Raw genomic sequence first — 13,872 nt, 5'->3', positions numbered from 1 at the left:
TAAATATATATTTCACAGCAAAATACATTCACAAAAAAGATATGTCAGTATTATGGGGATGAGTATTTTCAATTCAAATTAAAAATACATAATCAACACATACATCATATTTATGAATGATTTTAACGAGATCATTGTCCCGGTTTACGAGGGTTAACAAGTCCAGACGAGCGAAAACATTCCCCGTAAACGCGAATTAATATGACAAGATGGTTAGCAAAAGAAATGCGCTGCTTAGTGACCCATCAAGCCAGTTGATCACTAAGCATTTATCAAAAAAGAAGAAAGGGAAAAAAGATATTAGCTGTCTACCCAGCGCGCTTTGACTTCCAGAATGCTGTCTATTTCCTGTTCAAGCAGAGGAACCAGTGCAGGATCAAAATGCTTCCCTTGTTGTTCACGAATATGCGCTAAGGCATCATCAATGGACCAAGCCGCCTTGTAAGGCCTTGCACTGGTAAGAGCATCAAACACATCAGCCAGTGCAACAATTCTGGCTTCGATGGGAATAGCTTCGCCTTTCAAGCCTTTTGGATATCCGCTGCCGTCCCACTTCTCGTGGTGACAGAGTGCCACTGTCCTGGCCATCTGCATTAAGCGGGAGTCACATTCTCCGAGGATTTCCGCACCAATTTCGGGATGGTCCTGCATCACCCGATATTCTTCGGCGGTTAGCTTGCCGGGCTTAAGTAGAATATGGTCTGCAATACCAATCTTGCCGATATCATGCATAGGTGCCGCATGCAGTAACTCTTCGGCGTACTGCTCAGAAAATCCATACGCCAGCGCAATGATCTTGGCGTAGTGACTCATTCTCAGCACATGGTTGCCGGTTTCATTGTCTTTATACTCAGCGGCCCGTCCAAGGCATTGAATTATCCTAAGACGACTCAGCTTAATCTCATCCGCTTTGACCAATGACAGGTGAGTTCTTACTCTGGCTCTCACTACTGCGGGGGTAACAGGTTTTGTAATGTAGTCGACGGCGCCCAAATCAAAACCACGGGTTTCATCCACCTCATCTTTCAACGCCGTAACAAATATCACGGGGATGCTTGCCAGCGCCGTATCAGCTTTTAGTTGCAAGCAGACATCAAACCCCGTCATACCAGGCATCATCACATCCAGTAAGATCAAGTCGGGCTTGTCACGCTTCGCAATGTTTAGGGCTTCCTCGCCTGAACGAGCAAAAATTAAACGGTATTGTTCCTGCAAAACCAGTTTCAATACCTTCAAATTAGCCGGTTCGTCATCCACTATCAGAATGCTGGGTTGGTCTGCCACACTCATTGCTTGTTCCCCTCATTTAAGATGGTCAACGCCTGCTCAAGCAATTGGCTTGCAGCGACAAAATCAAATTCATTAAAGGCCTCTACAATGGCCTCCATTAAAGGACCGGAAGCGCCCCCACAACGCGCAGTTAAGTCATTAAGAGCTTGATCATCAAACTCATTGGCAGCGGCCGCTTTCTGTAGCCGTAGCAGTATGTCCAGACATTCACCACGGTCTGCGACCAGTTGCTGTTCTGCATCAGTGATCTGCATCTCACTCTGCTCACTTAGCCAGTTTTCTAGTGCGTTCATTTGTATCTGCAGGGCTTGAATAACGCTCTCACTCTGCATTAGCTGGCCCTGCCTGGCTTGACGTTCCAACTGCATGGATAAATCTGCCAGGGTCTCAAGCGCCAAATTACCACAGAGTCCTTTTAGCGCATGGACGCGCTCCAGCAGAGCAGCCGTATCAGCGTTCTCGAGCATCTGTTGGAGTTGTTCTGGCAAGCTCGAATAGCGCCCAACGAAACTAAGCAGCTCTTTAATATAAGTGGCTTCCTGCCCCCACAGTTGCAAAGCCTTACTCATGTTAACTAACTTGGCTTCAGCACTGGGTTGCTTATGCTCAATCACGGGCTTTAAATCAAGCTCAAGAACCTTAGCTATCTCAAGGATCAAAGCCGGCATATCCACAGGCTTACTGGCAAAGCCTTGCATGCCAGCGTCCTTGGCAGCCTGCTTGTCCTCATCCAGTACACTGGCCGTTAAGGCAATGATAGGTAATGCTTCGCGGCCAACCTCTGCTTCCCAGGCACGAATTGCCCGACTGGCAGCCAAACCATCCATCTCCGGCATTTGAATATCCATCAATACCAGATCAAAGTTCTGCTGCTTAACCTGCTCCAGAGCCTCAAGTCCATTGCTGACTACCACAACCTGATGTCCGGCATTACCAAGCAACAGCTTCAGCAAATCCTGGTTCTGTTGAATATCGTCGGCCACCAATATGCGCTGACCAGGTAATCTGGCCGCCGTACGTTTATCAACGGCGACAACAGGTTGGCCTTCATTTAGGGGCAGGCTGAAACTAAACGTGCTTCCCACACCTGGAGTACTGTTTGCCCAAATCTGCCCGCCCATCAGTTCCACTAATTGCTTGCTGATGGTTGTACCCAACCCCGTTCCGCCAAAACGCCGACTCATGGAAGCATCCGCCTGGGTGAAGGGTTCAAAGATATGTTTTAAGCGCTCGGCTTCGATTCCCATGCCGGTATCGGTGATACAAAAGCGCACTATCCCTTCCTGCTCAACACCAACATCCAGCCGGACCTGGCCTTGCTCAGTAAACTTAATGGCATTGCCGACCAAATTCGTCAAAACTTGGCGAATTCTGTCAGGCGCCCCTCGATAGAATTCATGTAATTCAGGGGCAAGATGCAGAGTCAGCTCCAAACCCTTTTTGCGCGCTTGTAACCACAAGGTAGACACTACTTGGTCGGTTAACTCCATCATAGAGAAATCCCGCCACTCTAGTTCCAGCTTGCCCTTTTCTAACTTGGCACTGTCAAGAATGTCGTTGAGTAGATGCAACAGTGATCGGGCTGACTGATTGATGGTTTTCAGATGCCGTTGCTGCTCTTGATCAAGCTGACTATTCACCAACACATCGCTAAAGCCAATGATGGCATTCATTGGTGTACGTATCTCATGACTCATGTTCGCCAGAAACGCCGAACGAGCCGCAGCAGCCTGCTCAGCACGCTCCTTGGCCACCAGTAATTCCTGCTCCATCTGTTTTCTGCTGGTAATGTCCATAATGAAACCATCCAGCCAAACCACTTCCCCTTGTTCATTGCGCACCGGGCCGCCATTGTCCAGCATCCAACGCACATTGCCGAAGCGGTCAATAATCCGGTACTCCACGCAAAAATGCTCTTCATAGCTGGACATTTCCAAGAGTCTGTCTCTGTCTTCAGGATGAAATAAATCAGAGAAGTTTCGCTTGGGATTGGGCAGGATGAAGTCCTCGGCAGCAAAGCCCGTCAGTTGCTCTACCGCCTCGCTGATAAATATCATGGCAAAACCAATATCTGCCTGGCAGCGATAAGCAGCACCTGGAATGTTACTGATTAAAGAACGGTATTTGGCTTCATTGTCTTTTAGCGCCTTTTCCATGCGCAGCCGCTGACTGATATCAGTAATAAAGGCGACAAATAAGTTTTCACCCGGCAGCCTGGCATGGCCAATAGCCAATCTCACCGGCAAGGTGACGCCGGATTTGTGCAGCGCCAGCACCTCACGTCCAGTGCCAATAATTTTGGCCTCGCCGGTACGCAAATAGCGCCCCAGATAATCATCGTGCTCATCAGAAAACGGCTGAGGCATTAACATGCTGACATTTTTGCCCTGAATATCGTCAGCCCGCCAACCGAAGATTTTCTCCGCAGCCTGGTTTATACCCAGCACTAAGCCTTTTTCACTTATTGTAACGACACCATCAACCGCTGTATCCATCATGGCTTTTAGACGTGTTTCATTGCGTCTTGCCACCTGACTGATTTGTCTATATTTGAACAGCAAGTTAACGATGACCACCATAGTCGTCATCAAAATAGTGGTAATCGCGATACCGAGCGCCATCACTTCAGAATGGTTAATCTGCTCGCTAAGTTGCATCCCCTCCGGTGGCACAAAACGTGCCGCCGCCATACCGGTATAGTGCATACCGCTGATAGCCAGCCCCATCACGGTACCACTGAACAGATTCAATGCGGTGGGTGAAAGCTGAGCCGCCGTAAAACGTCTGATACCAAAGCGTACCCACAACGATAACCAAGCCAGGGCCACCGCCACAAAGATAGATATCCCGAACAACCAGGGGTCATACTTCAGTGCTGGTGCCATTTGCATGGCTGCCATGCCAACATAATGCATCGTACCTATGCCAGCACCCATTAGTACCGCACCTAATGTGAGCTGCAGCAAGCTGACCTGCTTACGGCTGATGAGTGACAAGGCTACCCAGGATGCTCCCATACTTGGCAGCATGGATAGCAAAGTCAGATTAGTGGCGTAATTTACTTCTGTACATAACTCAAAGGCTAACATGCCGATGAAATGCATAGACCACACCCCAGACCCCAACGCTATGCTGCCAGCAAATAAGAATAGAGCGCTTCGTTGTGTTGTTTGTCTTGCTTGGCCAGCCAGTTGCATAGCCATGGAGGAGGAAAAAATAGAAACCAGAATGGACAGTAGTACTAGCCAGGAATCGTAATTGCCAAACATCAGCAAATTGTCCTGAGGGTAGGTAAAGTAGTGACGTAGCAAGTCCAACAACATGACTTCCCTTAAGTAAGGATATGTCAAATCATACCGTGGCATGAACATCTGGCAAGCAAGATATGTTGCAAAATGAGATAATTAGCCAGGGAAATACTGTTGTTAGGTGGTTAAAGTTTCGACCTTTCGACTATCCTGAGATCAGAAGACTAAAAAGGACCAATTAACTTATGCAAGCCACTGATTACGCTATGGCCGTCACAGACTCATTTGCTTTGCCGGACGCCTGTACGCGTATTAAGGAATTGCTGGAAGATCCCAGTTCAACTGCAACCGATATCGCCAATGTCGTTTCTTTGGACCCTTCATTAAGCAGCAAATTGCTCAAGTTGGCGAACAGCGCGCTGTACAACTTTAATACTGAAATCAGTACCATCAGCCGCGCGGTTAGCGCCATAGGTGCCAAAGCTCTGTATAGCCTGGTCATGACTGAAACAGCACGTAGCGCCTTCAAGCATTTTGAAAACAACGCTATTGACCTGGAACGCTTTTGGCAGCAAAGCGTGTACGCGGGGTTAATCGCAAAACACCTGGCACTTGAAACCGGGCAAAAAGATACCGAGCGTTTCTTTTTACTTGGCTTATTGCATAACTTTGGTGAACTGGCAGTGGCCAATCGTTCCCCCGAGCTGGCGTCTCAATGTGAGCAGTTTGAACAAAAGATACGACCTTGGGATAAGCAAAAGCAATTGTTGGGCTTTACCTATGCAGAATGCAGCGCTCAGATCCTAATGCTGTGGAATCTGCCATCGAACCTCTTTACCCCTATCGCTAATCAGCACAATGAAGCATTGGCGCTCAAGCAAACCGATATTGCCATTGTTTATCTTGCTGTGCGGCTGGCCTTACAATGTGCTCTGCCTAATCAAAAACGTACCGATCACTTGATCAATGCAGAGATTATCGACAGCCTCAGGCTCGGTGAAACAGAGCTGGAAAGTGTCATCCTCAGCAGTAAAGTCGAGTCTTACAAAATATTGATTATTATGAATCCTGAATTGTTTGCCAGCCCTTAAGCTGAGAGGAAATTAGCTTCAATCTCTGCATAGCTTACTGGTTTGGCAAACAAGTAGCCCTGCCCTAAATCGCACCCCATCTTCAACAAGATATCACGCTGACGCTCTGTCTCTATGCCTTCAGCCAATACTCGCATACCTACCGCGTCGGCCATAGCGATCATGGCATTCACCAGACCATAGTTCTTTGGATGTTCAATATCTTTGATAAACACTCTGTCTATCTTTAACAACTGTACCGGCAGGTCTTTCAGATACCCCAATGAAGAATAGCCTGTACCAAAGTCATCGATGGCGATGTTGACACCGTGTCGTTTGAACAGTTGCAAGTTGTCCATGATGACCTGAGAATTGCCCATCGCCACCCCTTCGGTAATCTCAAGCTCAATACAATTCATGGGCAAATCCAACTCGGCTGTCATTCGTTCGACCTGACTGAACAATCCCGGCAAGGAGAAATGCGCAGCGGTAATATTCACCGCAATAGGCTTGACCTCAAAACCGGCGTTCCGCCAAGCGCAAATCTGTCTTAGCACGTTTGACAACACCCAAATGTCTAGTTCGATACCCAGATTTACCTTTTCGGCAATCGCCACAAACACCTGTGGACTGACGGTACCCAGCTCCGGATCATGCCAGCGAATCAGGGCTTCATAACCGTCCAGATTCATGTCCGCCAGATTATATTTAGCCTGCAGCACCACTTCGAACAGATTTAAGTCCAAGGCTCTTCGTATACCTTGCTCAATCTCTAAACGCATGGTGAGTTGCTGATGGATATCCTGATGATAAACCCGCACGGGATGATGGCTGGCTTTGGCCTCAAACATGGCTGACTCGGCCTGGCGAACCAACACGGGCAGATCTGTTGCCCCATCTCCGTAAAAGCTGATGCCTACCACAGCTGACAACACCAGTTTTTCTCCCGCCAGGAAGTAAGGTTCGATAATGCTCTGCAACAGGGTTTCAGCCAGCTGCAAGGCTTGGGCTTTATCCTCCAGAGGCACAACCAGAAGAAAATCGTCGGCGCCAGGGCGGCATATCAAACTGTCAGCAGGCATGCATGATTTAATACGCTGCGCCGCCTCAATCAGCATCAGGTCGCCAACATCCTGGCCATACTTTTCATTAATTAGACGAAAGCGATAGCAGTCGGTGAAAAACACTGCGTAATGCTCAGCGTTACCTAAAGTGCGTGCAAAAGCCCGGTTAAGGCCATCCTTGTTGAAAAAGCCGGTCAAACTATCGTATTCGGCCAGAAACTTGGCGTGCTGCTTGGCCTTCACCTGCTCGGTAATATTGTTACCAATTGCTTGAATCTCGTAGTGAAACTCGGAGCTGGCTGGCAGGGTTCTAAAGGTCCAGTCGATAAAATGGGTACTGCCTTGCTGGTCCAGCACGGCACATGACAGGCTCAAGCTGGCTTCATCCTGTTCCGCCCGCAACCGGTTGAGAATCGACTCCACCTTTTGACGGTCATCCTCATGGATGAACTCCATCAGAGAGATACCCATCACTTCGGATTCTTGGTAACCAAGTTGCTCACAAAAAGCATTGTTGACGAAGCTAAGGCGCAAGCTGCTGCTCAAGCGACAAATAAATTCCCGCTGATATTGGATGATATCTTTGTAGCGTCTTTCGGCGGAACTCAGCTGTTCCAACAGGCCTTTGAATTCGCTGAGGTCATGGCAGATGCCAACAAATAAGCGTCCTTCCGCCGTCTTTGCCTCTCCAACGCTCAAATGCATAGGGAAGATACTTCCATCTTTGCGACGACCAAGCACATCGCGGCCAATGCCGATAACCTTAGCTCGACCGCTTCGGGCGTAATTCTGCAGATATCCGTCATGGGCATGTGCATCTTTGGCAGGCATCAGAACTTTGACGTTCTGCCCCAATACCTCAACCCTGTCATAACCAAACAAGCGCTCGGCAGACGACGAAAAATAGCTGATCAAGCCCTTCTCATTGATGATGATAATGGCATCTACCGCAGCATCCATTATGGCCTGCTGAATAGCGTCAAACTGTGGTTCCGGGTTGGACAAGTGCCCTCCAATTGCTATTTCCGTCAATTCCCGACCTGATCTATCAGGAAAGCCAATAATTATACCCTTACAAAATCCACGGTTTAGAGAGACTTGCGACGGGCTAGGCCATTAGCGCGTCGAGATGTTAGTGGCGGTGCGAATATTGTTCAACCCACCTTTGGTCGCATGCAAGTGCGCCTTTCCCACCACAGACTATACTTTCAATAACCAGCTTAACTGCATAACTAGCGCGGATTGGCCGAGCTGCATTGCAATAAGAGTTGGTTCCAACAGAAAAGGAGTGGGAGATGTTAAGACACTACTATTTAAGTGACGACTTGCGTGACTTGTCAGTGGTAGAGCATGAGATGCTTGCTCTTGGCGTCAGTAAACCTCATTTTCATGTACTTAGTGATAAAGATGCAGAGGTAGAACAGCACCACCTCAATGCCATCGAATCGGTATTTAAACAAGATGTGGTGCATGCCACAGAAACGGGCGCCTTAATAGGTACGCTAGGCGCAGCACTCATATTAGGACTGGCGTACTGGCTGGGTTGGACGAGCACCGCCGCGGGCTGGTTGCCCTTTGTGTTTTTGGCCGTTGTGGTTTTAGGGTTTTGCACTTGGGAAGGTGGACTTATCGGTATTCAGGTACCGAATCGTCGCTTTCGCCGATTCAGACGATTGCTCAAAGCGGGTAAGCATCTGCTGTTTGTCGATCTTGATCCCGAACAGGAACCATTGGTGGGCGCCGTTGTGGCTCAGCATCCCAAGTTAAAATTAGTAGGAATAGGCCATACTGCCCCCAGATGGCTAGTTAAAGGCCAGGAAAAATTCCACCGCTTTATGAAAAGCATGCCTTAGCAACGAAGTGGGAGCCTAAGCTCCCACTTTTAGAGATATTTAGAAGTGCCACTTCAGCAGCAAATTGGCATTGCGTTCATCAACCCCTTGAATGCCGTATTTGTTGTTCCAAAAAACATACTCCATCCCAATATACAGTGGTGATTTCAGCCCCACATATGGCGCCAAATTCCACTTGAGCTGAGATGTCCAATTCATGCTGGCCGCTGTGCCCTGCTCACCAATCGCGGAGCTCCAATCCAGAAAACCATCAAACAACCATTCACTTGAGGCCACTTCAAAGGGCACCGCCCAGGTAATGGTGGTTTGCCAGTTATCCTTCCCGCTGTCGTTATTGCGACGATATAGATCGACATTCAGATAATTGAATCCCGCAGCTTTAAAACCCGCCCCAACCCCGTATAAATAATGGGTAAAATCTTCACCAATCTCGATGGTGGCCGCTGCCGATATGCTCTTAACCCAGCTTGACTGGTCAAACTCAAGCAAGGTGAACTTGGGTGAAAACTCGCCGTAAGTTTCTTTATCGCCATTATCAGAGTGAAGGCGGTCAATAAACATAAACATACCGCCCCAGCTTGTGCCAGTCACATATTCAAAGGTAGCGACCTCGCGGTCTGTATCACCTACTTCGTAATGACTGCCATTTAGGTAGGAGAGACTAAAATCCGACCATAACACATCAGCTTGCGCAGGCAGGGCTAATAAGCCTAGATACATAAGTTTTTTCATTGTCATTACACCTTAAACTGACTAACGATTTGGCGCATATGCTGAGCACGTGCTGTCAACCTGTCAATCTCCTGCAATTGGCTTTCTGCGCTCGAGTGAATATTGTTAGCCATGGTAGCAATAGTTTGTGCCGACTCATTGATATGGTCCACTACCGACGTTTGCTCCTCTGTCGCGGCAGCAACCTGATGGTTGCCGTCACTGATACTGTCAAAGCGATGGCGAATAGCGGTCAACGCTGAAGAAGCCGACTGTGCACTATCGGCCAGCTCCAAACTACTTTGCGCGCCACTTTTTATGGTAGTCAAACTGGCTGAAGCCGCGCTTTGCAGTTGTTCAATCTGGGCACGGATTTCTTTAGTGGAATCCTGTGTACGGCTGGCCAGAGTTCGTACCTCATCTGCAACTACAGCAAAGCCACGCCCTTGTTCACCAGCTCGGGCGGCCTCAATAGCGGCATTCAGGGCTAATAAATTGGTTTGCTCAGAAATACTGCTAATCACATCCACCACCGAGTTGATGGCTTCAGCCTGGCCCGCTAATTCCGTTATTGAGGCTTCACTTTGTTTCATTGCCCCGGCCAGCTCATTCATGGTCGCAGCAAGGCTCAGCATAACTTCGTTGGTATCGTGCGTATCCTTAACCGCCGTGCTGGTATCCGCCGCGGTCTTGTGTGCAACAGAAGATACTTCGCCAATGGTCTGTCCCATCTCGGTAATGGCAGTAGCGACCATTTCTGTTTGTCGGCGCTGATCCTCGGAATACTCCACCGATTGCAGCGAGGTGTTTTTCAGATTGCCAACGCCGCTATTGATTGCAGATTCGGCATCTTTAATCTCTCTGACAAGATCGGAAAACTTTGCCAATATGGCGTTAAAACCCTTGGCAAGGTAGCCCAGTTCATTGTCAGTACTGGCATCCAAACGTTGGGTTAGGTCCCCGCCTGATGCAGACATACTCAGCAGCTTGTCTCCAACCTGACTGATAGCCCCGCTGACCCGGTTGGCGATATACAAAGACAACAGGATAAAAATCACCGCCAGCACCACTGCGGTAATAACAGACAGCTGCACCACCGCATTTACCTTGTCACTGATTTCAGCCTTAGGCAGAACGGTAACCAACTTCCAGCCTACGTCTTTAAGATCAGAGGTGGCAATATATACAGATTCATCAGCGACTTGGCCGTCAAATAAGGTAAAGTCGCCTGAACTTGCTGTAATTTTTCCTGCTACATCAGTGTAGGAAGACAATTGTGCCAGGGATTTGTTGAGCATGGCTTTTTCACGATGCGCCGCCACATTGCCGTCGCCATCCAGTAAAAACATATAGCCATTTTCACCAACCTTATGTTCCTGCACCATGCGGATAATGGCAGACACATCGTAACCCAACCCCGCCACACCCAAAACTTGCCCATCCTTACTCTTGGCAAGCACATTCACGAACACCGTCAGGCTATTGGTGACTTCATCAATATCCATGCTCAATGCGATATCCTGGCTGCCTCTGACAAAGTCAAAAAACCATGAATCGCGGGCGACTTGCTCCGACACCTGTTTGAACAGACCATCCTGGTTGTAGTAGTTGTTACTGGGTTTAGAAACCCAAAAGACCGAGGCGGCGCCATAGTCGCGAATAAAACGCTGCGCATAATTAAGCAAATCCGGGATCTTCGCAGGATCCTCACCATTTAAGATCCATTGCTGTATGTAGTCGTTTTGCGCAATGCTTTGAGAAAATGCGATGGGCGCTTGCAGCTCTGCTTTTATCTGGGCCCGGGCGCGTTCAGTGACATTAGGCAAATGCTCATTTTCAGTGACTTCATAAAACATCCCCGAGAACTGCCGAATATTGATAAATGAGCTAATCAATATGGTTAGAAACAATGCCAATACCATGGCGCCGGCCAGTAGGGTTTTCAGCCTTAAATTATCTAGGTTTATCATTCTGTTACTGCCTAAAACTGATGGTTGCTCCAGCTTAGACGAGAAATTAGGACAAGTCATAGGTTGCCAGGTTAATTGCCTAAACTTCCCCCATAGATATTTTATCCGCCAGTCAAACCGGCGGCACATCCAACTTTAATTTCCCCCTGTCTGCTGCTGAGGCTATGCTTCAAGGGCCAATGGCAATATGCAGATAATCCCTTTACTGCCAATGAATTCAGGCAAACTGACGTTAAGATGGTGACGATAAGGCTGCGCCGTCGACAGACGTTTTATCTATATTATCAAAGGCGGGGTGCACAGATGCTGTTTTCCCTTGCACAAGCCCCAGAAAAACAGGTGTTCATCAAAGGCTGATGATGAGACGTCGTGGGCTTTGTACTACCAAGTTAATGCCCGCGGTCCTTAGGTGCTCCCCTGAATTCCGCGGGCTGAAGGTAAATGCGGCTAGATAACACAATGTATCTGCTGTAACGCAGCAAGCACCCCTAGTTATCAGGCGTACAAGGTATTTTTCTGTAACCCGGTTTTCATCATCATGCGGCGAAACCAACCGACAGATTTGGCAGCAGCACCATCGGTTTTATCAATTCCGCCTTTATTAATGATGGTCAAACAGCTACTAACCAGTTCGTCATCGGATGAGAATTTAATAGGATAACGTTTTGCATACTCCCTTCCCGCAGCTTTCAACTTACCAAAGCTAACATAGCCTTTTTGTAAGGCATTCGTGTCAACATCATTGCCGTCCGGCCCTAGCGCAGTCAGGAAACCGAAATAACTGCCAGTCACGGAACTGCTGATGCAGTGCGAAGCCACAATAGGCAACGTGTCAAGACGGGGAGTAAACCAGGCTAAAAAGGCCTGCTGGCTAAAAATAACATTATCGTTGCTATTAAATTTATTTTTACAGTCAGCAAAAAACGCTGTTAATGCGAAGCGGTCCCGGTAATTTCTGTACTGATCCAGAATATAAGCGATAAAGTTTGCCACGGCTTCTGTCACACTAGTGAATATATTCGAGACGCCACTTGTTACAGTACCCAAAATAGCGCTGGTTAAGCTGTATGCAGATGCAGCAAAGGCTTTCGCAGCATCTTGGGTAAGCTGGCCATGTATTGATTCAATAATAAGTGTAGGAGAGCCGCTGCGTAACACTGTATTTATGTTCTTGGTACTGGTTACTAACCAGGCCTTTTGCACTCCGCTAGCAAAGTTGGTGGCAAACTTTTTTACGTCTCCCAATACAGGCACACCCAGATCACCTAAAGTAGATAGCAAGCCTTTGGCAAAACCGTCCAGATTAATTTCATTGACCGCCTGAAGCCCTGCTTCTTTAAGCCAACTGGGTGCCTTGGCATCAACGTTTTTTAAGGTTTCTTTTAAGGCGCTGTGAACAGTTACCACGGCATCAGGGTTACGTCCCCAATCCTGCCTCTGTGCTTCTTGAATCGACTTGACCACTTTTGCGGCTTCATTGACCCCCTGCAGGCCACTTTGGGCAGCTCCTTGCAGATCTGCCGCGATTTGCAATCGACCAAAATAGAAAAGGATCCCTTTCCTGAAATTGGCCGCGGGGGAAATATCCGCTCCTTTGCTGCGACTGGCTGACGCCATACCGGGTAACTGAATTCTCCCGTATGAGGCATAACCCCCTTGGCCGAAGTTGTACCCGTTTTTTCCGATATTGGCGGTAGGTAAACCCATGCGCGTTCTCCTTGCTAATGACTTCCGTGAGTAAATAAGCCGCTGGAAAACTGCACTGACCTAACGACGGTATGGCTGTGCGTACAACATGCGTAATGGGAACGCGCGCAGAAAGGTAACTATTTGTTTAACACAGAAAGGCAGAGAGTCAAGAAATCCGTATAAATGAGACTATCGCGGGCGCCGGGCCAGTGAGGGGTTATTGCCAAAGTACCCTTTGAAACAGCGCAACCGCTTGCTGATACATCGTCATAGCCAGGGCAGGATCATAACGTTCCCCCTCATCACGCATAAAAGCATGCTGAGCATTCACTTCCGTCCATTGATAATTGATGCCACTAGTCAGTAGCGCCTGATAGATTTTCAAGCGCCCATCAGCCGGCACATGCGGATCCTGACGGCCCCAGATAAAGTGAATTTCACCCTGAATATCCGCCATACGCTCAAACGACTGATTGCCTGGCTTCGCGGGCAAGGTGTTGCTGTGAATATCAGTCGCATACAGGCAAAATGCCGCCTTGATAGCAGGGTTGAGTGCCGCCCGGTAAGCAAGATGCCCACCAATACAAACGCCCATGGCACCGACACTGCCATTGCAGTAAGCTTGCTGACGGACAAAATCTACTAACACTTGAGTGTCGCTATCGTGCGCTTCTAGTGGCTTTGTCCACTTATCCTGATTCCCTTTGTCTTTTCCAGCATCATCGTAAGCCAGCACAGTGCCTATGGGATTCAGCTCATGAAACACTTCAGGCACCAGCACCACAAAGCCATGACCGGCTAACAGGGCAGCTGTGCGGGCAATAGGTGCGGTTTGCTGGAAAATCTCAGAATAAAAGATCACGGCGGGGAAACGACCGGCTTGCTGGGGTCGGTATAGGGTAGTACGCATCAGCCCGGTTGGTGTGGGCAGGTCCTGAGTTTGCTGTTGGATAATCATGGCGTTCCCTTAACTGAAA

9 protein-coding genes are annotated in these 13,872 nt (G+C 48.4%); 2 read left to right on the top strand and 7 right to left on the bottom strand.

Going from position 1 to position 13,872, the window contains the following annotated elements; translation table 11 throughout:
• Positions 1–300 precede the first annotated feature (300 nt).
• Together KJY73_RS02815 and KJY73_RS02810 are read right to left on the bottom strand one after the other, a co-directional pair.
• Positions 301–1,290 (bottom strand): response regulator, encoded by a 990-nt coding sequence (locus KJY73_RS02815; RefSeq protein WP_214340122.1) that lies wholly within the window; start codon positions 1,288–1,290, stop codon positions 301–303.
• A complete protein-coding gene (locus KJY73_RS02810) occupies positions 1,287–4,613 on the bottom strand; it encodes an MHYT domain-containing protein (protein WP_214340120.1) in 3,327 nt (1,108 codons plus the stop codon). Before KJY73_RS02810 ends, KJY73_RS02815 begins: the two co-directional genes overlap by 4 nt.
• Positions 4,614–4,783: 170 nt before the next feature.
• On the opposite strand from KJY73_RS02810, the gene KJY73_RS02805 reads away from it, so the two are divergent.
• Positions 4,784–5,629 carry an HDOD domain-containing protein gene (locus tag KJY73_RS02805; RefSeq protein WP_214340118.1) on the top strand — a complete coding sequence of 282 codons (846 nt, stop codon included), beginning with the start codon at positions 4,784–4,786 and terminating at the stop codon, positions 5,627–5,629.
• Here the strand turns inward: KJY73_RS02805 and KJY73_RS02800 are convergent.
• Positions 5,626–7,677 (bottom strand): putative bifunctional diguanylate cyclase/phosphodiesterase, encoded by a 2,052-nt coding sequence (locus tag KJY73_RS02800; RefSeq protein ID WP_214340116.1) that lies wholly within the window; start codon positions 7,675–7,677, stop codon positions 5,626–5,628. The genes KJY73_RS02805 and KJY73_RS02800 overlap by 4 nt on opposite strands.
• Positions 7,678–7,967: 290 nt before the next feature.
• Between KJY73_RS02800 and KJY73_RS02795 the strand changes: the two genes are divergently transcribed.
• A complete protein-coding gene (locus KJY73_RS02795; RefSeq protein ID WP_214340114.1) occupies positions 7,968–8,525 on the top strand; it encodes an NAD/FAD-utilizing enzyme in 558 nt (185 codons plus the stop codon).
• Positions 8,526–8,564: 39 nt separating this feature from the next.
• Here KJY73_RS02795 and KJY73_RS02790 read toward each other — a convergent pair whose 3' ends face one another.
• The 4 genes from KJY73_RS02790 to KJY73_RS02775 form a co-directional block, all read right to left on the bottom strand.
• Positions 8,565–9,257 (bottom strand): nucleoside-binding protein, encoded by a 693-nt coding sequence (locus KJY73_RS02790; RefSeq protein ID WP_214340113.1) that lies wholly within the window; start codon positions 9,255–9,257, stop codon positions 8,565–8,567.
• 5 nt (positions 9,258–9,262) lie between these two features.
• The gene (locus KJY73_RS02785; RefSeq protein WP_214340111.1) at positions 9,263–11,206 is read right to left on the bottom strand and encodes a methyl-accepting chemotaxis protein; all 1,944 of its coding nucleotides are present in this window, start codon (positions 11,204–11,206) and stop codon (positions 9,263–9,265) included.
• A 495-nt stretch (positions 11,207–11,701) separates the two neighbouring features.
• Complete coding sequence (locus KJY73_RS02780; RefSeq protein WP_214340109.1) at positions 11,702–12,913, bottom strand: hypothetical protein; 1,212 nt, start codon at positions 12,911–12,913, stop codon at positions 11,702–11,704.
• Between the two features lie 199 nt (positions 12,914–13,112).
• Positions 13,113–13,853 carry a dienelactone hydrolase family protein gene (locus tag KJY73_RS02775; protein ID WP_214340107.1) on the bottom strand — a complete coding sequence of 247 codons (741 nt, stop codon included), beginning with the start codon at positions 13,851–13,853 and terminating at the stop codon, positions 13,113–13,115.
• Positions 13,854–13,872 lie beyond the last annotated feature (19 nt).

Source organism: Bowmanella yangjiangensis (genome assembly GCF_018531185.1).
Taxonomy (GTDB): domain Bacteria; phylum Pseudomonadota; class Gammaproteobacteria; order Enterobacterales; family Alteromonadaceae; genus Bowmanella; species Bowmanella yangjiangensis.
The sequence above is the reverse complement of the archived record's forward strand: the minus strand, read 5'-3'. Positions and strand labels throughout refer to the sequence as shown.

Coding starts and splice junctions, on each gene's coding strand:
- KJY73_RS02815 (WP_214340122.1), bottom strand. CDS start 1,290: ATGAGTGTGGCAGACCAACCCAGCATTCTGATAGTGGATGACGAACCG.
- KJY73_RS02810 (WP_214340120.1), bottom strand. CDS start 4,613: ATGTTGTTGGACTTGCTACGTCACTACTTTACCTACCCTCAGGACAAT.
- KJY73_RS02805 (WP_214340118.1), top strand. CDS start 4,784: ATGCAAGCCACTGATTACGCTATGGCCGTCACAGACTCATTTGCTTTG.
- KJY73_RS02795 (WP_214340114.1), top strand. CDS start 7,968: ATGTTAAGACACTACTATTTAAGTGACGACTTGCGTGACTTGTCAGTG.
- KJY73_RS02790 (WP_214340113.1), bottom strand. CDS start 9,257: ATGAAAAAACTTATGTATCTAGGCTTATTAGCCCTGCCTGCGCAAGCT.
- KJY73_RS02785 (WP_214340111.1), bottom strand. CDS start 11,206: ATGATAAACCTAGATAATTTAAGGCTGAAAACCCTACTGGCCGGCGCC.
- KJY73_RS02780 (WP_214340109.1), bottom strand. CDS start 12,913: ATGGGTTTACCTACCGCCAATATCGGAAAAAACGGGTACAACTTCGGC.
- KJY73_RS02775 (WP_214340107.1), bottom strand. CDS start 13,853: ATGATTATCCAACAGCAAACTCAGGACCTGCCCACACCAACCGGGCTG.